We start from the raw sequence: 20,453 nt of genomic DNA, 5'->3' as shown, positions 1-20,453 counted from the left end.
CCCGGAAGGAGAAACCCATGGGACAGCGTACGCCTCTGTATGACCTGCATCTCGCCCTCGGCGCGAAAATGGTCGATTTTGGCGGTTGGGATATGCCCTTGCATTACGGCTCGCAGGTCGAGGAGCACCATCAGGTGCGACGTGATTGCGGTGTGTTCGATGTATCCCACATGACCGTGATCGATGTCAGCGGTACCCAGGCCAAGGCCTGGCTCCAGCGGTTGCTGGCCAATGATGTCGAACGCCTGCACAACCCCGGCCAGGCTCTGTACAGCACCATGCTCAATGAACGGGGCGGCATCGTTGACGACATGATCGTCTATCGCCTCGAAGACGCTTATCGCCTGGCGCTCAATGCCGCCACCCGTGATCAGGACCTGGCCTGGATGCAGGCGCAGCTGGGGGATTTCCAGGTGCAGCTGCACGAGCGCCCGGAGCTGGCGATGCTGGCGATCCAGGGTCCTCAGGCGCGGCACAAGATTGCCGAGCTGGTAACCCAGTCCCGCGGCACCCTGATCCAGCAGCTCAAGCCATTCGAAGCCGGCTTTGACGGCGACTGGTTCATTGCCCGGACCGGCTACACCGGCGAGGACGGTCTGGAGATCGTCCTCCCTGCCGACCAGGCCCCGGCCTTCTTCAACGACCTGGTGGGGGCGGGGATCTCGCCCATCGGTCTGGGCGCCCGGGACACCCTGCGCCTGGAGGCCGGCATGAACCTCTATGGCCAGGACATCCATCAGGATGTCTCGCCCCTGGCGGCGAACATGGCCTGGAGCATTGCCTGGGAACCGGCGTCACGCCAGTTCATCGGTCGCAGTGCCCTGGAAGCCGAACGGGCGGCCGGGGTGAAGCAGAAACTGGTGGGCCTGGTGCTCGAAGAACGCGGGGTTTTACGTGCGCATCAGGTGGTTCGCATCGCCGATGTTGGCGAAGGTGAGATCACCAGTGGTAGTTTCTCCCCTACGCTGAGCAAATCGATCGCACTGGCGCGGGTGCCGATGGCCACCGCCGACCGTGCCGAAGTGGAAATCCGCGGCAAGTGGTACCCGGTCCGGGTGGTCAAACCGACCTTCGTGCGTCACGGCAAAACCCTGATCTAACTATTTCCAGCAGGCATTGCGCCGCTGACACTTCTTCTTGAGGACACAGAACATGAGCGATATCCCTGCCCACCTGCGTTTTGCCGACAGTCACGAATGGGCCCGCCTGGAAGCCGACGGCAGCGTGACCGTAGGTATTAGCGACCACGCTCAGGAAGCCCTGGGCGATGTGGTTTTCGTCGAGCTGACTGAAGTCGGCAACGTGTTCGGCGCTGGGGACCAGGCCGGTGTGGTGGAGTCGGTGAAAGCCGCTTCCGACATCTATGCGCCGGTGGCCGGTGAAGTGATTGCGGTCAACGAAGAGCTGAGCGCCAGCCCCGAGTTGCTCAACAGCGATCCGTACGGTGCCTGGATCTTCAAGCTCAAGCCAAGCAACCCGGGCGATCTGGACAAGCTGCTGGACGCCGCCGGCTACAAGGCCGCCATCGGCGAGTAAGCCGTTCTCGCCGGCGCGTCCGCCCCGTTTGCGCAGGGCGGGCTTGCTGGCGAAGGCTCTTAAGCCTGCAACACCTCTTTCACCGCCGCCACCGCGCGTTCCACGTCGGCCTTGCTCATGGCGGTGAACATCGGCAACGAGACGATCAGCCGACCGACCCGTTCCGCCACCGGGAACATCCCCTCCTTGAAGCCGCGCTCGCGGTACAGGCTCAGCAAATGAATCGGTGGGTAGTGATAGCCGATGCCAATCCCGCGTTCCTGCATCTGCTCCATGAAGGTGGCGCGGGCCGGCTTGCCATCCTTGCGCTCCGGCAGTACCAGCTGGAACAGGTGCCAGTTGCTGTTGGTGAAGTCCGCCGGCGGTAGCTGGGCGCCATAGCGGGCCTCGAAATCGCTGCCAAAGCATTCGAAGTAGTGCCGGGCCAGCTCACGGCGATGGGCGGTGATCGCCTCGATATGGGCGAACTGCCCCAGGCCGATGGCGGCTGCCACGTCGGTCATGTTGAACTTGCCGCCGAGCACATCCACATCCAGGCCGTCGAAGCCGTTGCGGGTCACGCCCTGCAGGCGGTACTTCTCGGCCAGGCGCACTTCTTCTGGCGTGTTGAGCACCAGGCAGCCGCCCTCGGACGAGGTGACGTTCTTGTTGGCCTGGAAGCTGAAGGACACGAAGTCGCCACCGGCACCGATGCGCTGGCCGTTCCAGCTGGAGCCCAGGGCCTGGGCGGCATCTTCCACTACCCGCAGGCCGTGCTTCTTGGCCAGGGCGTAGAGGCGGCTCATGTCCACCGGCAGCCCGGCCAGGTACACCGGGATGATGGCCTTGGTGCGCGGGGTGATGGCGGCTTCGACCTGGGCCAGGTCGATATTGCGGGTGACCGGGTCGATATCGGCGAACACCGGCGTGGCCCCGACTTCGAGGATGACGTTGGCGGTGGCCACCCAGGAAATCGGCGTGGTGATGACTTCATCACCGGCACCGATGCCGGCAATGCGCAAGGCGATCTTCATGGTGCAGGTGCCGGAGTTGAAGGTGCGTACCGTGCGCCCGCCGAAAAACTCCGAGAGCTGGGCTTCGAAGGCCTGGACCTTGGGGCCGCTGGTGATCCAGCCCGAACGCAGGACTTCGCCGACAGCGGCGATGGTGGGTTCATCGATGGTGGGTTTGGAGAACGGCAGGAAAGGCAGTTGGCTCATGACGATGGGACACCCGATAAGCGGACGATAGGGGCACAGGTTGCGATGCGCCGGGGCTGGCGCGTTGACGTCGAGCATGATGGTACCGATTGCCCCGGGACGCCAGAGCATCGACGCGGGAAATCGACTGCTATGCTGCTTGGCACCCTGTTGCAGCGACGCTGAGCGCCGTTTATCGGAGAGAGCCGGTCATGTCCCAGTTGCTATCTTTGAGCCAGTTACGCGAGCCCAACGCTTTTCTCAACCGGCACCTGGGGCCCGACGCCGAGGAGCAGCAAGCGATGCTCGCCAGCCTCGGGCTGGGCAGCCGGGCCGAACTGATCGAGCAGACGGTGCCGCCGGGAATCCGCTTCAACCGTGCACTGGACCTGCCGTCGGCCCTGGACGAAGCGGCCGCCCTGGCCAGGCTCAAGGGTTATGCCGGGCAGAACCAGGTCTGGACCAGCCTGATCGGCATGGGTTACCACGCCACCCTGACGCCGACGGTGATCCTGCGCAACGTGCTGGAGAACCCCGGCTGGTACACCGCCTATACCCCCTACCAGCCGGAAATCGCCCAGGGCCGGCTCGAAGCCTTGTTGAATTTCCAGCAGATGACCATCGACCTCACCGGCCTGGACCTGGCCAACGCCTCGTTGCTGGATGAAGCCACCGCCGCCGCCGAAGCCATGGCCCTGGCCAAGCGTGTGAGCAAGTCTTCGAGCAACCTGTTCTTTGTCGATGAAGACTGCCACCCGCAAACCATTTCCGTGGTCCGCACCCGGGCCGAAGGCTTCGGTTTCGAGCTGGTGGTCGGCGGGGTCGACGAATTGTCCGGGCACCAGGTGTTCGGCGCGTTGCTGCAGTACCCGGACACCCATGGCGAGATCCGCGACCTGCGGCCGCTGATCGACCAGTTGCACGCCCAGCAGGCCCTGGCCTGTGTCGCGGCCGACCTGCTCAGCCTGTTGTTGCTGACCCCGCCGGGCGAACTGGGGGCCGACGTGGTGCTCGGTTCGTCCCAGCGCTTCGGCGTGCCCATGGGCTACGGCGGCCCCCATGCGGCGTTTTTCGCCTGCCGCGACGAGTACAAGCGCGCGATGCCCGGGCGCATCATCGGCGTGTCCAAGGATGCCCGCGGCCAGGTGGCCCTGCGCATGGCCTTGCAGACTCGCGAGCAGCATATCCGCCGCGAGAAGGCCAACTCGAACATCTGCACCGCCCAGGTGCTGCTGGCCAATATCGCTGGTTTCTACGCCGTCTATCACGGCCCGGCCGGGCTCAAGCGCATTGCCCAGCGGGTACACCGGCTGACCTGCATCCTCGCGGTCGGCCTGGAGCGCCACGGCATTGCCAGGGTCAATCGGCACTTCTTCGACACCCTGACCCTGGAGGTCGGCGGCAGCCAGACGGCGATCATCGAAAGCGCCAGGGCGCAGCAGATCAACCTGCGGATTCTCGGCCGTGGCCGGCTGGGGCTGAGCCTGGATGAAACCTGTGACGAAAGCACCGTGGCCCGTTTGTTCGACGTGTTCCTGGGTGCCGATCACGGGCTGAATGTCAGCAGCCTGGACGCCGAGGCGCTGGAGTCGGGGATTCCCGACCCGTTGCTGCGACGCACGCGCTACCTGACCCACCCGGTGTTCAGTGCCCATCACAGCGAAACCGAAATGTTGCGCTACCTCAAGCAGCTGGAGAACAAGGACCTGGCGCTCAACCAGTCGATGATTCCCCTGGGCTCCTGCACCATGAAGCTCAATGCCAGCAGCGAGATGATCCCCATCACCTGGCCGGAGTTCGCCAACCTGCATCCCTTCGCACCCCGGGAGCAGGCTGCCGGCTATGGCCTGCTGATCGCGGAGCTGGAGCGTTGGCTGTGCGCCATCACTGGTTTCGACGCCATCTGCATGCAGCCCAACTCCGGGGCCCAGGGCGAGTACGCCGGGCTGCTGGCGATTCGTCGCTACCACGAGAGCCGCCGGCAAGGCGGCCGGCATGTCTGCCTGATCCCGGCGTCGGCCCACGGCACCAACCCGGCCTCGGCGCAGATGGCCGGGATGCAGGTGGTGATCGTCGAGTGCGACGAGGACGGCAACGTCGACCTGGAAGACTTGAAGGCCAAGGCCCAGGCGGCCGGCGAGCGCCTGTCGTGCCTGATGGCTACCTACCCTTCCACCCACGGCGTGTACGAAGAGGGCATCAGCCAGATCTGCGAAGTTATCCACAGCCACGGCGGCCAGGTGTACATGGACGGCGCCAACCTCAACGCCCAGGTAGGCCTGGCCCGGCCGGCGGACATTGGCGCCGATGTCTCGCACATGAACCTGCACAAGACTTTCTGCATTCCCCATGGCGGCGGTGGCCCGGGCATGGGACCGATTGGCGTGCGCGCGCACCTGGCGCCGTTTGTCGCCAACCACCCGGTGGTGCCCATCGACGGGCCGTTACCGGAGAACGGCGCCGTCAGCGCAGCGCCCTGGGGCAGTGCGAGTATCCTGCCCATCAGCTGGATGTACATCGCCCTGATGGGGCCGCAGCTGGCGGATGCCAGCGAGGTGGCGATCCTTGCGGCCAACTATCTGGCCGAGCAATTGAGCGGTGCCTTCCCGGTGCTCTACAGCGGCCGCAACGGCCGGGTGGCCCACGAATGCATCCTAGATCTGCGCCCGCTCAAGGCCCAGACCGGGATCAGCGAGGAAGACGTGGCCAAGCGCTTGATGGACTACGGCTTCCATGCCCCGACCATGTCCTTCCCGGTGCCGGGCACCCTGATGGTGGAGCCCACGGAAAGCGAATCCAAGGCCGAGCTCGACCGTTTTATCGAAGCCATGCTGAGTATCCGCGCCGAGATCGCCCAGGTGCAGGAGGGCAACTGGCCGGCCGAGGACAACCCGCTCAAGGGCGCTCCCCATACCCTGGCGGATATCACCGGAGTCTGGGAGCGCTCCTACAGTATCGAACAGGCGGTGCTGCCCACCGCCCATACCCGAGCCCACAAGTACTGGCCGGCGGTGAACCGGGTGGACAACGTCTATGGCGACCGCAACCTGTTCTGCGCCTGCGTGCCGCTGGCGGACTATCGCTGAACGGGCCTCAGTAGTGGTGGCGCGTCCGCGCCGGCTGGCTGCCATGGCTACTGGCACGGGCAGGTTGGGTTTCCAGGGGATAGAGGTGCAGCAACTCTTCCTCGATCACCTGGTTGCTCAGGCCCAGTTCCAGCTCCGGGCAGTCCAGGTCCAGCCAGTCACCGTGCTGCAACTGCAGGTCGCTCTCGCGCCGGCTGGCGCTGTGGAACACATAGTGGACCATGCCCGGTTGCAGGAACTGTTCGTGCTGTTCGAGGAAGGCCTGGGAGTATTTGCGAATAGCCCACCAGTTCTGCTGGTCGAGGCGATAGCTGCGCTGCGGCAACGGCGTGCCCTGGCGTTCGACCCGGACATTGAGTGACAGGCTGTTCTGCAGTTCGCCGAGGATCAGCGCCGGGGCGATGGCGCACTGGCGCAAACGCGATTGCGCGCAGGAACTGGCGTCCTGATGGCTCAGCAACGGGTCGTGAATGTCGTGGCCGAGGCTGAAGCCGACAAAGCGCAACTGGCCGAAGGGGTCCACCAGGTACACGCACACCACCCCGGGCTGGCTGGAAATGCTCTGGGCGTGGTACGGAATCATCAGCGGCTCGCCGTCGGTCTTCAGCAGGCTGCCATTGCCCTTGTAGAACCAGCCCTGGCGGGTGTGCGGAGTGTTCAGGGTGACTTCGCTGACCTGCACCAGCAGGTTGTCCCGAGGCTTGAGCGGTGGGCGCAACGGGCCTTGCTGGGGGCCGTCCGCGGGCAGTTGCGGGTGGGGCGCGAGGCTGCGCAGGTGTTCGCTCCAGCCCAGATGGCGACGGCTGCAGAACAGCAGGGTCTCGTACAGCCCGCCGTGTTCGGAATAGGCCCGCACGCTGCGGCCATTGTGAAAGTCGAACAGCCCGATGGCGCGCTGGTCCTTGTGGCAGACATCCAGCAACAGCAGGTAATCGTCCATGATTCTCTAGTCCTTCAGGGGCAAGGGGGCGGGGAGGATGGGCAGCGCTTCGCGCACGCGCGAACGGCGCGGTTCGAGGGCCTGTTCCTTGAGCAGGAATGACAGCAGCAAGCCGGCCAGGCTGCCGCTCAGGGCCACGTACAGGATCGATGGCAGGCCGAAATGGCTGGCGGCGAACCCGGCCACGGCCGGTGACAACCCGCCACCCAGGATCTCGCCGAACCCCACCACGATTCCGGTCGCCGCCGGCAGCAGGGCCGGGGTGACCGATTCGCTGGTCAAAGGGCCGACTGTCATGCAGATCAGGCTGAAGTTGAAGAACGACAGCAGGAACAGCAGCAGGAACAGCAGCCAGGGAAGGGGCGGGCTGACGATCAGCAGGCCCACCAGGGTGCTGCTGGTCATGAAGCACACCGACACCACCGGCTTGCGCCCGAGACGGTCGGACATGCCGGGGATGATCAATTGGCCGATGAAGCCGCCCAGGCCGATGGCCGAGATGACGAAGGCCATGGACAGGGTTTCCAGGTGCATATGGTCGGTCAGGTAGCTGGGCAGCATGGCGCAGAGGACGAACTGGCAGGTGAGTATGCAGAACATGATCAGGATGTTCAGGCTCACGTTGCCGCTCTTGAAGGCCGCCAGCCAGGTGCCTGCGGTGCGGTCGGCCTGGGGCGCCGGCAGCGGTCGGTAGATTTTCCACAGGTAGCCGGCCAGCAGCAGGCCCGGCAGGGAAATGATGGCGAACACCGCACGCCACGAGCCAGTGATTTGCAGGAGGTATGCGGCGATCAGCGGCCCCAGGCACAGGCCGAGAATCGGGAACAGCGCCTGCTGGATACCCAGGTTCAGCCCGCGCCGGTCGGGGCGCGAGACTTCATTGGTGACAATGATGCTGGTGGGGGTGAAGGCACCCTCGCAGATGCCCATCAGCCCGCGCAGAATCACCAGCCCCAGCACGCCGGTGGCCAGCGCGGAAAAACCGGACAGTAGCGAAAGCACGGCAATCGAGGTCACCAGCACGCGGCGGGTGCCCAGGCGCTCGATCACGCTGCCCATGCCCAGGGCGGACAGCCCCCAGGTGAAGGCCAGCGCGGCGGACAGGTAGCCCAGGTCCTGATAGTCCAGTTGCAGGTCGTGCATGATCACCGGAAACAGCGGCAGGATGATGAAGCGATCCAGCCCCACCAGCCCGAAACTCAGTGACAGCAACAGCACCATGGATCTTTCGTAACGGCTGTTGGCAGCCGTGGTCGGCATTCCAGTGTTCATCGCTCAGCTTCCTTGTGAAACCATGAACCCGGCGCAAGCGCCGTGGGAGGCCACCCGACGTTGCCATGCAGCCCGGCAACGTCAGGTGGGACAGGCACAGGCAGTCACATCAGGCGGTCCACTCGCCCACCGCCATTTCCGCGGTGAACCCCGGGCCGAAGGCCGCCAGCAGGCCGATGTCGCCGCGATTGAGGTTGGAATCGAACTGCCGCTTGAGTACGTCGAACACCACCACGCTGGCAATGTTGCCGGCTTCCGACAGGCTGCTGCGCGATTGCGAGACCCGGTTGGATGCCAGGTCCAGGTGCATCACCAGCTCGTCGAGGATCTTGCGACCACCGGTGTGGAAGATGAAGAAGTCGTTGTGCGCACAGTTCTGTTCGAAGCTCTCGTAGTTGAGCCGCTCCATGACCGGTGCCACGTCCTTGATGGAGTTCATCACCGCCTTGTCGAGGGTGAAGTGAAAGCCGGTGTCCTTCACGTCGTACTTGATGTAGTGCTCGCTCTTGGGCAGGAAGTACGACTCGGTCTTCTTGATCTTGAAGCCGCCGGCCTGGTCATCGGCGCGCAGCACGCAGGCGGATACCGCATCGCCGAACAGCGCCGCGGAGATGAAGGCGTGCAGCTTGGTGTCGTCCGGCTGATAGCACAGCGAGGAGAACTCCAGGGACACGATCAGGACGTGGTTGCGGGCATCGAGCCGGGCGAAGTCGTTGGCGCGGTTGATGGCCGCGGCACCGGCCACGCAGCCCAGCTGGGCGATCGGCAACTGCACGGTGGAGGTCGGCAGGGCCAGGTCGTTGATCAGGTGCGCGGTCAGCGACGGCATCATGAAGCCGGTGCAGGAAGTGACGATCACCATGCGAATGTCGCTGATCTGCAGCCCGGCATTCTCGATGGCCTGGCGCGCCGCGGCCGACGACATCTGCCGGGCTTCACGCTCGTAGACGATGCTGCGGTGGGTGAAACCGGTGTGCACTGCCAGTTCGTCGATCGGCAACACCAGGTGGCGCTCGTTGACTTCGGTGTTGGCGATCATGCGCTTGGCCAGGGCCATGCGTGGATGGTCGGCGTGCAGGTTTTCCAGGTGATCGACCATCTGTTGCTGGGTGATCTTGTGTTGCGGAAACATGACGTGTGGAAGGCAAAGTGTAGACATGATGGGTCCTTGGCTTTAAGTAAGCCAACAAGTTAAGGGGTGGGGATAGTCCCCGTTTATAGGCACAGGAATCTGTAGGCCCTAAAGGAAATCAGGGCCTTAAGGCAACTTCGGGGCGTGAAGTTGCCGTTGATGTAACTTTTAAGTTGGATTTTATTTTAATGGCTAACTTCAAGGTGCCTTATATAAAGGCACCTTGAATAACAACTTATATATCCAGTACGAACTTATAAGCGTATTGCCAGGCCAGGTTGCTTTCGCGCACATGCTTGCGGATCACCATGCGCACCGGCGCACCGACTTTCAGCTGTTGCTGATCGCACACATCGACGATTTCCGAAGCGATCACCAGGCCGTCGTCCAGGCGCACCATGGCCATGATGCGCGGCACGGTTTCGCCATAGCCCATGGCGGCCAGGATCGGGTTCTCGGCCGGGGCCATGACCTCGATCTTGCCACTGCGCGCGCAGCGATACGGCTTCACACTCAGGGAGTTGCAAGCGCCGCAGACGGTGCGCCGGGGGAAGAAGATTTCGTTGCATTCTTCGCACTGGCTGCCTTCGAGGCGGTACTTGCCGCCATGCTCGCGCCATTCGCGAAGCATGCTGGCGGTGGTCATTCTGTGGATCTGTTCTGGGTACATGGACATGGTCCGGGCTCCTTAGTCGTTCGAGAGGACAATCACTGAGTTGTGCGCCGCGTAACCGCCAAGGTTCTGCGACACGCCGATGCGCGCGCCCTTGACCTGGTTGTCGGATTCACCCCTCAGCTGCCGGAACAGCTCGGTGATGTGCAGGATGCCGTCGCAGCCGGAGGCATGGCCGCGGCCGATGTTGCCGCCGTCGGTATTGAGCGGCAGCTGGCCATCCAGGGCGATGCCGCCTTCGAGCACGAAGTCGCCGGCCTGGCCCTTGCCACAGATGCCCATGGATTCCATCTGGATCAGCCCGGCGCCGAGCAGGTCGTAGACCTGGGCCACGTCGATGTCCTTGGCGGTGATCCCGGCTTTCTTGTAGGCGATCTCCGCACAGGCGATGGAGTTGGCCGAAACCGCCATGCCCACATCCTTGGGCAGGCCCGGATGATGCAGGGTCGGGTTGTGAAAGCGCGTACCGAAATAGTGGGAGACCCCGGTATAGGCGCAACCGCGTACGAACACCGGTTTATCGGTGTACTTGTGGGCCAGGTGTTCGGCCACCAGGATCGCGCAGCCACTGGCTTCGCCCCAGGCCAGCATCGAGCCGCAGGCCTCGCTGTTCTTCAACGCTTCCAGGGAAGGAATCGGCTGGCCATAACGGGTGGCGGTGGGGGTGTTCTGTGCGTAGATGCGCATCTGCCGGCCGAAGGTGGCCAGTACGTCGGCCTCGCGACCGGCATAGCCGAACTTCTGGAAGTATTCGGCGGTGGCCAGGGCGAAGGCATCGGTGTGGGAGATGCCGAGGAAATAATCGTATTCACATTCAGTGCTGGAGCCGATGTATTCGGCGTAGTTGAAGTGATCGGTCATCTTCTCGAAGCCGCCGCACAGGACGATGTCGTACTCCCCGGACGCCACCATCTGGTGGCCCATCTGGAACGACACCGAGCTGCTGGTGCAGTTGGCGGTGCTCATGAAGGTCGGCGCCGGGCTGATGCCCAGGGCGTCGGAAATGGTCGGGCCCAGGCCGCCATATTCGGAAATGCCTTCACCGTGATAACCATAGGCCACGGCCTGGATTTCCCGGGGGTGCATCTTGGCGTCCTTGAGAGCCTTGTAGGCGGACTCGACGATCATTTCCTTGAACGTCTGCCGAACTCGTGAACTTCCGGGTTTCGGCGTATAGGCGGCCGAAACGATTGCAACACGACGTGCGCACATGTGCATGCTCCTTGCGTAGACAGGCGTAATCAGAGATAGGCGGTCAGGGCGTAGTCAGCCCGCAGGTACTTGAACTCGTACTTGATGGACGTGCCGTAGTCGACGTAGATCTTGGATTCCAGCAGTTCGCGCAGAGGCTTGTTGTGCTTCTGGTACTGCTCGATGGCGTCGGTGACGGTCAGGGCGATGGCGTCGCTGCCGGCGCCGAAACCGTAGGACACCAGAAGAATTTTCTGCCCCGGGCGTGCCTGGTCCAGTACGTTGATCAGGCCGAGCAGCGGGCTGGCCGATCCGGCATCGCCAACGTTGCCGGCATAGATGCCCGGTTCCACCTGCTTGGGGTTGAAGCCCAGGTGCTTGGCCAGGGAGTAGGGCGTGGACACCAGGTTTTGCTGGAACACCACATAGTCATAGTCGGCGGGGCTGGTGTGCAGCTTGGCCATCAGGCCTTCGGCGGCGCGGCGGGTCTGGTCTTCCAGGCCGATGCTGTTCTTGTCCGAGCCCAGGCCCATGCCCGAACGAATGTAGCGATCACCCTGGGGGCGGATGTTGTCGGCGACATCGGCGGCGCAGGAGAAGCTGGCGTCGAATTCGGCGATGACATCCTGGCTGCCGATCAGCAGCGCAGCGGCTCCGGCCCCGGCATAGGATTCGGTCAGGTCGCCCGGCGCGGTGTTGCGGTTGATGGTGTCGGCGCCGATGGCCAGGGCGCTGCCCGTCATGCCGGAAGCCACCAGCGCCTGGCAGATCTGCAGGGCAGAAGTTCCGGATTTGCCGGCGAACTGCACGTCGGCGCAATAGGCGTCGTAGCCGCTGCCGAGCATTTCCAGGATGATCGAAGCCGAGGCCCGTGAGTCATAGGGGTTGGTGCAGGTGCCCAGGTACAGGGCTTCGATCTGGTGACCGGGGACTTTATCCAGGGCCCGTTGCGCCGCCAGCACCCCGAGGGTGATGACATCTTCATCCGGTTGCAGCACGGCTCTTTCCGTGACGCCGAGGTTTTCCTCCACCAGCTTGAGGTCGGTGTTTTTCCAGACGTTGATTACTTCCTGGACTTTCAGGCGGCATACCGGAATACCCGCGCCATAGCTGACAATACCTATCTTTTTCACGTTCATTTTCCTCTTGATTCCATTCTTTTCAGAAAACTGGGTCGTGCCTGCTCAGAAGCACCCTTGAAACATACGGAAAACAGTTTTGCTGCCTTTCTCCTGGCCACACCTGATGAAACCTGCAGGCCAGAGCGGTTTAACAGCAGACTCCAAATAGGGGAAAACCCACTCGAAAGCTGTTTTTATTCACCTCACTGTGCTATGATACGGAACGTTTCGTTTAGTAATAATTTCAGACGATCTAATCTCTTAAGGGAAAAGGGCCGAAGCCTCGAATTCGAGGAACTCCAAGTTACAAGGCCTGAGCTGCTCAACCCTTACGCGATATTTTAAAAACTAGATAGATCGGTGTAAGAAATTCATGATTCTTTCAAGAATGAAACGAAACGGACCGTTTCATTTCGATTCGAGGGAATCCTATACCCTGCGTTGCGTTTGTCAAGCGCCCTGCCTGGAGATTTTTTATTGTGGCTCGTACCCCCTCTCGCAGCTCCATCGGCTCTTTGCGAAGTCCCCATACTCATAAAGCCATTCTCACTTCCACCATCGAAATCCTTAAGGAATGCGGCTATTCCGGGCTCAGTATCGAGTCCGTCGCCCGTCGGGCGGGGGCCAGCAAGCCAACTATCTATCGCTGGTGGACGAACAAGGCGGCGTTGATCGCCGAGGTTTATGAAAACGAGAGCGAACAAGTCAGAAAGTTTCCTGATCTCGGCTCGTTCAAGGCAGATCTCGACTTTTTGCTGCGAAATCTCTGGAAAGTCTGGAGGGAGACTATTTGTGGCGAGGCCTTTCGCTGTGTGATCGCCGAAGCGCAACTGGATCCCGCAACCTTGACCCAGCTCAAGGATCAGTTCATGGAGCGCAGAAGGGAAATGCCGAAAAAACTGGTGGAAAATGCCATCAGCAACGGCGAGCTGCCCAAGGACACCAACCGTGAATTACTGCTGGATATGATCTTCGGCTTTTGCTGGTATCGGCTGTTGACTGAGCAACTGACGGTGGAACAGGACATCGAGGAGTTCACTTCTCTGCTGATCAACGGTGTTTGTCCTGGTACGCAACGTTGATCCTTTCGAGCCATTAAGCCCTGGAGTTTCTCGGGCTTAATGGCTGTTGTTTCAGGCTGCGGGGGTGCCAAACTCTCGATACAGGTCCGGCAGGAAGCTGGCCAGATGATTGAACTCGCACATGTCGTGCACCGCGAACTCGTAGGCCAGGGTCTCCAGTTCGGCCTCGCCAAAGCCATTTTCCTTCAGCAGCGATGCAGCCTTTTCTGCCCCAGGAAAGCGGGCCATCGACGGGTGCGCCCCGACCCAGTAACGGCTGGTCAGGTACATGCCGTCCGGTACTTCCTTGAACAGATGCACCATCAACGACACCGGCACCTCAGGATGATCCGCCAGGCTCATCAGGGCGCTGACACTGCCGTCGATCTTCGCTTCGCGATACAGATCGGTGTTCAGGCCCAGGCTGGCCGGCTGCTGGAAGTCGATATGCAGGTGCATCAGGCGATCGCCGACATATTCCGACGCGCAGAAGGTGTTGCCATACAGCCGTTCCTCAAAACTCAGGGACTCATCGCACAGGCGTTGGTGGTGCACGCATGGGTTGCTGACATGGGCATAGGGGAACCACAGGGTGTAGCGCTCCGATTCCGCGGGGTGCCAGATGAACCACCACTTGAACATCTGCGCGGTGCAGCCGGGGAAGAACTTGCGGCTTTGCACGTAGGCCATCGGGCCCGGTAGCAGGGCGTAACCGGATTCCTCGCTGACAAAGTCCGGTTCGAGCAGGCGATTGATGTCCTCGATGCTCGGGGTCAGGGTGTCTTCCAGGGCCATGGGGCCTTGCTGAATCTTACGGACGGCGGACAGCGGCACGCGCATTTCCGACCGGAAATACTTGGCGTAGGGCTTGTTCCTGACCGCCGCCTGATTGCGTAGGAACAGCTTCTGCATGGGCAGTGAGAAGTAGGTGAAGGGAGTCATGTTGCGCGCTTCCATGCTGATATCCTTTGGCGTGAATTGACAGATAGCCGCCATTTCGCTGCAACCCTTGACGGAATTGAACGAGAAACTGGCGCTTTGTAGCTAAGCAGTCCATAAACAAAAGTCAAATTTGAATTTAACTTAGTGAGAGCGCCTATGGCCGTTTCCGCTTCCCCGCAGCCAACTGCGGCCCGTACGCCGCGTCAGGATGGCCAGGCTACCCGCCAACAGATCCTGGAAACGGCCGGCCAGCTTTTTGCTGAGCTGGGGTACGCCAACACCACCAGCAAGCAGATCTGCGAGAACTCCAGGGCCAACAACGCCTCGGTCAACTACCACTTCGAGAACAAGGACGGCCTGTATCGGGCGGTGCTGCGCGAGGCCCACGACCGCCTGGTGCGGATCGAGACCATGATCAGCCTGAGTGAAAGCCAGGGCAGCCCCGAGGACAAGCTGCGGGCGATCATCACCGTGCTCATCGAGGGGCTGGGCAACCAGCGTGAGGGCTGGGCGCTGAAAGTCCTGACCCGCGAACTGTTGTCACCCTCCGCGGTGCTGCCGGCGATCCTGGAGGAGCAGGCGTTTCCCAAGGCGAAGATCGTGCGCACCATCCTCGGCCAGATCATGGATCTATCGCCTGAGGACCCGGTTACCCTGCGCAGCGCCGTCAGCGTTTTTGCGCCCTGCCTGTTCCTGCTGATCGCCCATCAGCCGCTGGCGCGCAATGTGTTGCCCGGCCTGGAGCTGGATCCACCGGCGTTGATCGAGCACATGATGAGTTATGCCCTGGCCGGCCTGGCTGCAGTGTCCCGCACACCTGGGGTCTAGCCGGCTGATCGGGCAAACAAAAACGCCGACCCTGGGGTCGGCGTTTGCTGTCGGCCATCCCTTGGGCGACGGTTACTCCTGAGCGACAGCGTTCTTCGCCAGGATGGCGTTGGCCAGTTCCATGTCGGTGGCCTTGAGGCCGGGGTTGTCGGCGCGGACTTTCTGCATGGCGGCTTCCAGGTACGGGCCGCGAATGTTGCCATCGCTGGCAACGAAGCTGCCGGCGTCATCCTGGGCGGCGACGATCAACTTGTGGTCCTTGAAGGTCAGGTAGGTGGAGCCGGTGGTGGCCCCGGAGGAAATGACGTTACGCCAGAAGGTGTCGGCCATTGCCGAACCAACGGGAAGAGACAGCAGGGCAAGGGTGGCGACAGCAATTTTCAGACGCATGATGGGTGACTCCGAAAGGGGGTATCTGCATCGTTTGATTCTAGATAACCCCGCGGAGTTCCGTGACTCATCAGTCAAGGTTTTCGACCAACAGGATTGCGCCTTCCTGGCCCACCACCCGCACCCGGGCGCCCGCGGGGGCGTCGGCCCCCTTGGCGATCCACACGCCGTCGGCCACCTTGATCCGCCCGCGGCCGTCGACAATCGCCTGGTGCACCACAAAGGTCTTGCCGATCAGCTCCTGGCCCCGCAGGTTGAGGTTCGGCTGATCGCTGGGGCGTACCACGCTGCGCTGGCGGCGCCACCAGTACAGTGCGGTGAGCACCGACAGCAGGCCGAACAGGAGGAACTGCACCTCCCATGACAGGCCGGGAATGAGAAAGGTCAGGACCCCGACTGTGGCGGCTGCGAGGCCGATCCACAGCAGGTAGCCGCCGGCCCCGAATACTTCGAAGATCAGCAGGATGGTGCCAAGGGCCAGCCAGTCCCAGAACGATAGAGCTTGCACAAATGCCAACATGAAGCCTGCCTCAGACCTTCTTGCTGTCGAACGTGGCCTTGACGATCTCGCCGATGCCGCCCACGGCGCCGATGACCTGGCTGGCCTCCAGGGGCATCAGGATCACCTTGCTGTTGTTGGCCGACGCCAGTTTGCCCAGGGCATCGATGTATTTCTGCGCGACGAAGTAGTTGATCGCCTGGACGTTGCCGGTAGCAATCGCCTCGGACACCACTTGGGTCGCCCGGGCCTCGGCTTCGGCCTGGCGCTCCCGGGCTTCGGATTCGAGGAATGCCGCCTGGCGTTCGCCCTCGGCTTCAAGAATCTGTGCCTGCTTCTTGCCTTCTGCGGTAAGGATGGCGGCGGCCCGCAGGCCTTCGGCTTCGAGGATCTGCGCACGCTTGACCCGCTCGGCCTTCATCTGCCCGGACATGGCCGCCATCAGGTCGGCGGGTGGGCTGATGTCCTTGATTTCGATCCGGGTGATCTTGATCCCCCAGGGGGCGGTGGCCTCATCGACGGTTCGCAGGAGTTTCTCGTTGATGCCGTCACGTTGGCTGAGCATGGCGTCCAGTTCCATGGAACCGAGCACCGTACGGATATTGGTTTGCAGCAGGTTGCGGATGGCGTGCTCGAGGTTGTTGACCTCATAGGCGGCCTGGGCGGTGTTGACCACCTGGAAGAAACACACGGCGTCGATCTGCACCGTGGCGTTGTCGGCGGTAATGACTTCCTGGGGTGGGATATCCAGCACGCTTTCCATCACGTTGATCTTGCGCCCGATGCGATCCATCACCGGAATGATGATGTTCAGCCCCGGCTTCAGGGTGTTGGTGTAGCGGCCGAAGCGTTCCACGGTCCATTGGTAGCCCTGGGGCACGACCTTGAAACCCATGAAGACGATGGCCACGGCGAGGCCGACGAAAAGTAACAACACGCTTCCGATCTGCATAACATTCTCCTGCTCAGATGTGATCAAGGGGCACAGGGGGGCGAGTGTACGGCGGCGCCCGGTCGCGCGCAGAGATACCGTGGCCCTTGCATCATCAGGACACACATCACCGGCGTGCCCGTGGCCTCACAGTTGGAAGCGAGTGACCGAGGTCTGCAAGGTGGCCACGGAGTTTTCCATCTGCTCCACGGTCTGGGTCAGCTCACGCATGGCCTGGCTGTTGCGCCGGGCTACCAGGCTGATCATCTCCACCCGTTGCGCCACTTCGCTACTGGCCTTGGACTGCTCGCCGATGGTGAGGGAAATCTCCTCCACCATCACCGCCGAGCGCTGGGCGCCCTGGCGGATCTCATTGATCGAGGTGCCCGCTTGCTGGGCCATCTGGACCCCGTCGTTGACCCGGCTGACCCCGGTTTGCATGCTGTTCACGGCTTGTTCGGTGGTTTCCCGGATGCGTTCGATCATGCCGGTGATTTCCCGGGTGGACTGTGCGGTGCGGGCTGCCAGATTGCGCACTTCGTCAGCCACCACGGCGAACCCCCGGCCGGCTTCCCCGGCCCGGGCGGCTTCGATGGCGGCGTTCAGGGCCAGCAGGTTGGTCTGCTCGGCGATGCCGTTGATCACCTGGATGATCGAGTGGATTTCTTCCGAGGACTGGCCCAGGGCGGTGATGCTGCGGGAAGACTGGTTTACCGCCTCGGCAATATGGCTCATGCCGTCCACGACCCCGAGGATTACCTGGCCGCCGCTACCGGCCAGGGATTCGGACTGGGCGGCAATGCCCTGGGCATTGCGCGCGTGTTCGGCCACCTGGGCGATATTGCTGATCATCTGCTCCATGGCGGCGGCCATGTTGGTGGCGCCGTCGGCCTGCTCGCTGGCGCCGTCGGCAATGCTCAGCGACGTGTCGCTGAGGCTGTGGGAGCGGCCGCGCAACTCTTCGCTTTCATGGCGGATGGTGGTGATCATCTGCCGCAGGTTGTCTTGCATTTCTCCAAGGGCCTGTTGCAGTTGGCCGGCCTCGTCATGCCTGTCGACGCTGATGGGCGTGGTCAGGTTGCCCTGGGCAATGGCCCGGGCGGTGGCCACGGATTTTTCCAGGGGTTTGAGCACCCGGGTGAGCAGCTGCCGGGTCAACAGGGCCAGTGCCAGGGCGGCCAGCAGGCTGCCGCCGATCAGCCACCAGGCGGCCTGGCGGACCGCACTTTCACTGAGTTCGCGGGTTTGGGCGGTGCTGGCTTCGATCTGGCTGCTGAGGGCGGCGTTGCGGCTCTCCACTTCGCTGAAGCGCTGGGAGAACTCCGGCATTTGCAGGCGCGCGGCCTGTGGGTCCTTGAGGGCCTGCCCGGCGATGTTCTCGGCGGCATGAATGTAGTTTTCCAGCACCGGCTGCAGCTCGGTGATGGCGTTGCGGATTTCCGGTGCCAGGGGCAACTTGGCGTTTTCCGCCAGGGCCTTGCGGAACCAGTCGCCGTGTTCGCGCAGGCTATTGCGGACCTCTTCGCCAGCGGCGGCATCGCCGGGCTGGCTGCTCAGGGCCTCCAGCACATCGGCCCGCAGGGCGTCGTGCATCATGTCGGCCTCCAGGTGGTTGCGCAGGGCGCTGGCGTTGAGCTCGTTGTCCACCAGTGCCCGCGCCAGGCGTGACTGGCCCCATAAACCCAGCCCGGCCACCAGGGCAATGGCCAGGAGGCTGACAACCCCGGTGGCGAGCATGTTTTGACGAATGTTCATACCGGGCTCCCTGCTTATCTCGGCGGTGACTCAAGCGTAGTCCAGCGCCTGGGGTTCGCCTCCTGTGCCGCTATGGGGGCTGGTTGCCGGGCGTGACCCGTAGCACTTCCTCAAGGCTGGTCAGGCCTTGGGCAACCTTGTGCGCGGCAGCCAGGCGTAGGCTGCGCATGCCGTCCGCACAGGCCTGGTGGTGCAGGCGGGCAAGATCCAGGTCGCGATGGATCAGGGCCTTGAGGGGGGAGCCCAAGGGCATGATTTCGTAGACCCCGGTGCGCCCGTGGTAACCGGTGCCCCGGCACTCGGCGCAGCCCACCGCGCGCTGGCCGCCGGCAGCGGGTGGCAGGTGCCGGGTTCCGGTCAGGCTTTCCCAGTCATCCGCCGTCAGCTCGGCGGGAACCTTGCAGTACGGGCAGAGGGTGCGCAGCAGGCGCTGGGCCATGACCCCGATCAGGGTGGCCTTGATCAGGTAATGGGGCACGCCCAGTTCCAGCAGTCGGCTGATGGCGCCGGGGGCGTCGTTGGTGTGCAGGGTAGACAGCACCAGGTGCCCGGTAAGTGCGGCCTGGATGGCCATTTCCGCAGTCTCAAGGTCACGGATCTCGCCGATCATGATGATGTCGGGGTCCTGGCGCATCAGTGCACGTACGCCGCTGGAAAAACTCAGGTCGATATTGTGCTGGACCTGCATCTGGTTGAACGCCGGTTCGATCATCTCGATCGGGTCCTCGATGGTGCACAGGTTGACCTCGGGGGTCGCGAGCTTCTTCAGGGTGGTGTAGAGGGTGCTGGTCTTGCCCGAGCCGGTGGGCCCGGTGACCAGGATGATGCCGTGGGCCTGGGCGGTCATGGCTTGCCAGCGGCTCAGGTCATCGCTACCAAAGCCCAACTGGTCGAAATCCTTGAGCAGGACCTGGGGATCGAAGATGCGCATCACCAGCTTTTCACCGAACGCCGTGGGCAGGGTCGAGAGCCGCAACTCGATTTCACTGCCGTCGGGGGTGCGCGTCTTGACCCTGCCATCCTGGGGCTTGCGCTTTTCCGCGACGTTCATGCGCCCCAGGCTCTTGAGGCGGCTGACGATGGCCAGGGTGACCTGGGGCGGGAACTGGTAGACGTTGTGTAATACGCCATCGATGCGAAAGCGCAGGGTGCCGTGCTCGCGGCGGGGTTCGATATGGATGTCGCTGGCCCTTTGCTGAAAGGCGTACTGGAACAGCCAGTCGACGATATTGACGATGTGCGCATCGTCGGCATCCGGCTCCTGGTCGCTGGCCCCCAGTTTCAGTAGTTGCTCGAAGTTGCCCAGGCCACTGGCTTTCTGTTCGCTGCTGGCGCCGCTGACCGACTTGGCCAGGCGATAGAACTCCAGTGTCAGGCGCTGGATGTCCAGCGGGCTGGCCACCACCCGTCGCACCGTGCGCTTGAGAACATGGGCCAGGTCTGTTTCCCAGGCCCTGACGTAAGGTTGGGCGCTGGCCACGGTAACGCTCTGCCCATCCACGGCCACGGCAAGGATCTTGTGCCGCTGGGCGAAGGCGAAGGACATCAGCGGCGTGATGCTGGCCACGTCGATGCGCAGGGGGTCGATACGCAGGTAAGGCTGGCCGGCTTGCCGGGCCAGCCAGGCCGTGAGGCTGTCCAGGTCCAGATGTGCGCCGGGATGCTGCAGGTCGGGCAATTGCTGGCCGGCGATCACTTCCAGGGGATGCAGCAGGTCACCGGCTGCCTGATGCCGGACGCTCATGGCCTGTTCGGCGGCATCCTGGCTGATGCGGCCCTGGGCCAGCAATTCACGCAGCAGTTCGCTGAGGTCTAGCCAGCGGTCCTGGGGAAGGTGCGCGGCGCTCATGGGCGATTCCTTGGGGCTGTTGTCCAGATGTGGGTCTCTGACCACGAACAGCCAAGAATAGTCCCCGGG

18 protein-coding genes are annotated in these 20,453 nt (G+C 62.8%); 5 read left to right on the top strand and 13 right to left on the bottom strand.

Going from position 1 to position 20,453, the window contains the following annotated elements:
• Window positions 1–17: 17 nt before the first annotated feature.
• Both gcvT and gcvH read left to right on the top strand, forming a co-directional pair.
• On the top strand, window positions 18–1,100 hold the full coding sequence (gene gcvT / locus KI242_RS30225) for a glycine cleavage system aminomethyltransferase GcvT (RefSeq protein WP_011064136.1): 1,083 nt from the start codon (window positions 18–20) through the stop codon (window positions 1,098–1,100).
• 52 nt (window positions 1,101–1,152) lie between these two features.
• Window positions 1,153–1,536 carry a glycine cleavage system protein GcvH gene (gcvH, locus tag KI242_RS30220; RefSeq protein WP_011064135.1) on the top strand — a complete coding sequence of 128 codons (384 nt, stop codon included), beginning with the start codon at window positions 1,153–1,155 and terminating at the stop codon, window positions 1,534–1,536.
• A 59-nt stretch (window positions 1,537–1,595) separates the two neighbouring features.
• On the opposite strand, the gene KI242_RS30215 is transcribed toward gcvH, so the two are convergent.
• Complete coding sequence (locus KI242_RS30215; protein ID WP_212805781.1) at window positions 1,596–2,735, bottom strand: DegT/DnrJ/EryC1/StrS aminotransferase family protein; 1,140 nt, start codon at window positions 2,733–2,735, stop codon at window positions 1,596–1,598.
• 191 nt (window positions 2,736–2,926) lie between these two features.
• Here KI242_RS30215 and gcvP point away from each other — a divergent pair, with 191 nt between their 5' ends.
• Window positions 2,927–5,800: an aminomethyl-transferring glycine dehydrogenase gene (gene gcvP, locus KI242_RS30210; protein WP_212805780.1), complete on the top strand. Its 2,874-nt coding sequence runs from the start codon at window positions 2,927–2,929 to the stop codon at window positions 5,798–5,800.
• A 7-nt stretch (window positions 5,801–5,807) separates the two neighbouring features.
• Here gcvP and KI242_RS30205 read toward each other — a convergent pair whose 3' ends face one another.
• The 6 genes from KI242_RS30205 to KI242_RS30180 form a co-directional block, all read right to left on the bottom strand.
• Complete coding sequence (locus tag KI242_RS30205; RefSeq protein ID WP_015637424.1) at window positions 5,808–6,740, bottom strand: PhlI; 933 nt, start codon at window positions 6,738–6,740, stop codon at window positions 5,808–5,810.
• Window positions 6,741–6,746: 6 nt separating this feature from the next.
• On the bottom strand, window positions 6,747–8,012 hold the full coding sequence (locus KI242_RS30200; RefSeq protein ID WP_053154437.1) for an MFS transporter: 1,266 nt from the start codon (window positions 8,010–8,012) through the stop codon (window positions 6,747–6,749).
• A 109-nt stretch (window positions 8,013–8,121) separates the two neighbouring features.
• Entirely contained in the window at window positions 8,122–9,171 is a 1,050-nt protein-coding gene (locus tag KI242_RS30195; RefSeq protein ID WP_011064130.1) for a type III polyketide synthase, read from the bottom strand.
• A 208-nt stretch (window positions 9,172–9,379) separates the two neighbouring features.
• A complete protein-coding gene (locus tag KI242_RS30190; protein WP_011064129.1) occupies window positions 9,380–9,820 on the bottom strand; it encodes an OB-fold domain-containing protein in 441 nt (146 codons plus the stop codon).
• A gap of 12 nt (window positions 9,821–9,832) precedes the next feature.
• On the bottom strand, window positions 9,833–11,029 hold the full coding sequence (locus KI242_RS30185; RefSeq protein WP_047338090.1) for a thiolase family protein: 1,197 nt from the start codon (window positions 11,027–11,029) through the stop codon (window positions 9,833–9,835).
• A gap of 29 nt (window positions 11,030–11,058) precedes the next feature.
• On the bottom strand, window positions 11,059–12,147 hold the full coding sequence (locus KI242_RS30180) for a hydroxymethylglutaryl-CoA synthase (protein WP_015637422.1): 1,089 nt from the start codon (window positions 12,145–12,147) through the stop codon (window positions 11,059–11,061).
• A 461-nt stretch (window positions 12,148–12,608) separates the two neighbouring features.
• On the opposite strand from KI242_RS30180, the gene KI242_RS30175 reads away from it, so the two are divergent.
• Entirely contained in the window at window positions 12,609–13,211 is a 603-nt protein-coding gene (locus KI242_RS30175; protein WP_011064126.1) for a TetR/AcrR family transcriptional regulator, read from the top strand.
• Window positions 13,212–13,262: 51 nt separating this feature from the next.
• Here KI242_RS30175 and KI242_RS30170 read toward each other — a convergent pair whose 3' ends face one another.
• Window positions 13,263–14,147: a hypothetical protein gene (locus KI242_RS30170; protein WP_019093573.1), complete on the bottom strand. Its 885-nt coding sequence runs from the start codon at window positions 14,145–14,147 to the stop codon at window positions 13,263–13,265.
• Window positions 14,148–14,288: 141 nt separating this feature from the next.
• Between KI242_RS30170 and KI242_RS30165 the strand changes: the two genes are divergently transcribed.
• The gene (locus KI242_RS30165; RefSeq protein WP_011064124.1) at window positions 14,289–14,960 is read left to right on the top strand and encodes a TetR/AcrR family transcriptional regulator; all 672 of its coding nucleotides are present in this window, start codon (window positions 14,289–14,291) and stop codon (window positions 14,958–14,960) included.
• Window positions 14,961–15,032: 72 nt separating this feature from the next.
• Here the strand turns inward: KI242_RS30165 and KI242_RS30160 are convergent, their stop codons facing one another.
• The 5 genes from KI242_RS30160 to KI242_RS30140 all read right to left on the bottom strand — a co-directional run bounded on the left by KI242_RS30160 (window position 15,033) and on the right by KI242_RS30140 (window position 20,384).
• Window positions 15,033–15,350, bottom strand: a complete 318-nt coding sequence (locus KI242_RS30160) for a DUF2388 domain-containing protein (RefSeq protein WP_212805779.1) — start codon at window positions 15,348–15,350, stop codon at window positions 15,033–15,035.
• A 70-nt stretch (window positions 15,351–15,420) separates the two neighbouring features.
• Window positions 15,421–15,870 carry an NfeD family protein gene (locus tag KI242_RS30155; RefSeq protein WP_015637420.1) on the bottom strand — a complete coding sequence of 150 codons (450 nt, stop codon included), beginning with the start codon at window positions 15,868–15,870 and terminating at the stop codon, window positions 15,421–15,423.
• A 10-nt stretch (window positions 15,871–15,880) separates the two neighbouring features.
• Window positions 15,881–16,801, bottom strand: coding sequence for an SPFH domain-containing protein (locus KI242_RS30150; RefSeq protein WP_011064121.1), 921 nt, complete (start codon window positions 16,799–16,801; stop codon window positions 15,881–15,883).
• A 126-nt stretch (window positions 16,802–16,927) separates the two neighbouring features.
• Window positions 16,928–18,535 (bottom strand): methyl-accepting chemotaxis protein, encoded by a 1,608-nt coding sequence (locus KI242_RS30145; protein ID WP_011064120.1) that lies wholly within the window; start codon window positions 18,533–18,535, stop codon window positions 16,928–16,930.
• 70 nt (window positions 18,536–18,605) lie between these two features.
• A complete protein-coding gene (locus tag KI242_RS30140; protein WP_123431099.1) occupies window positions 18,606–20,384 on the bottom strand; it encodes a GspE/PulE family protein in 1,779 nt (592 codons plus the stop codon).
• Window positions 20,385–20,453: the final 69 nt, after the last annotated feature.

This window comes from Pseudomonas sp. Eqa60 (assembly GCF_018326405.1).
GTDB lineage: Bacteria > Pseudomonadota > Gammaproteobacteria > Pseudomonadales > Pseudomonadaceae > Aquipseudomonas > Aquipseudomonas protegens.
The sequence above is the reverse complement of the archived record's forward strand: the minus strand, read 5'-3'. Positions and strand labels throughout refer to the sequence as shown.

Coding starts and splice junctions, on each gene's coding strand:
- KI242_RS30160 (WP_212805779.1), bottom strand. CDS start 15,350: ATGCGTCTGAAAATTGCTGTCGCCACCCTTGCCCTGCTGTCTCTTCCC.
- KI242_RS30200 (WP_053154437.1), bottom strand. CDS start 8,012: ATGAACACTGGAATGCCGACCACGGCTGCCAACAGCCGTTACGAAAGA.
- gcvP (WP_212805780.1), top strand. CDS start 2,927: ATGTCCCAGTTGCTATCTTTGAGCCAGTTACGCGAGCCCAACGCTTTT.
- KI242_RS30205 (WP_015637424.1), bottom strand. CDS start 6,740: ATGGACGATTACCTGCTGTTGCTGGATGTCTGCCACAAGGACCAGCGC.
- KI242_RS30145 (WP_011064120.1), bottom strand. CDS start 18,535: ATGAACATTCGTCAAAACATGCTCGCCACCGGGGTTGTCAGCCTCCTG.
- KI242_RS30185 (WP_047338090.1), bottom strand. CDS start 11,029: ATGTGCGCACGTCGTGTTGCAATCGTTTCGGCCGCCTATACGCCGAAA.
- KI242_RS30170 (WP_019093573.1), bottom strand. CDS start 14,147: ATGGAAGCGCGCAACATGACTCCCTTCACCTACTTCTCACTGCCCATG.
- KI242_RS30195 (WP_011064130.1), bottom strand. CDS start 9,171: ATGTCTACACTTTGCCTTCCACACGTCATGTTTCCGCAACACAAGATC.
- gcvT (WP_011064136.1), top strand. CDS start 18: ATGGGACAGCGTACGCCTCTGTATGACCTGCATCTCGCCCTCGGCGCG.
- KI242_RS30150 (WP_011064121.1), bottom strand. CDS start 16,801: ATGCAGATCGGAAGCGTGTTGTTACTTTTCGTCGGCCTCGCCGTGGCC.
- KI242_RS30155 (WP_015637420.1), bottom strand. CDS start 15,870: ATGTTGGCATTTGTGCAAGCTCTATCGTTCTGGGACTGGCTGGCCCTT.
- KI242_RS30180 (WP_015637422.1), bottom strand. CDS start 12,147: ATGAACGTGAAAAAGATAGGTATTGTCAGCTATGGCGCGGGTATTCCG.
- KI242_RS30140 (WP_123431099.1), bottom strand. CDS start 20,384: ATGAGCGCCGCGCACCTTCCCCAGGACCGCTGGCTAGACCTCAGCGAA.
- KI242_RS30190 (WP_011064129.1), bottom strand. CDS start 9,820: ATGTCCATGTACCCAGAACAGATCCACAGAATGACCACCGCCAGCATG.
- KI242_RS30165 (WP_011064124.1), top strand. CDS start 14,289: ATGGCCGTTTCCGCTTCCCCGCAGCCAACTGCGGCCCGTACGCCGCGT.
- KI242_RS30215 (WP_212805781.1), bottom strand. CDS start 2,735: ATGAGCCAACTGCCTTTCCTGCCGTTCTCCAAACCCACCATCGATGAA.
- gcvH (WP_011064135.1), top strand. CDS start 1,153: ATGAGCGATATCCCTGCCCACCTGCGTTTTGCCGACAGTCACGAATGG.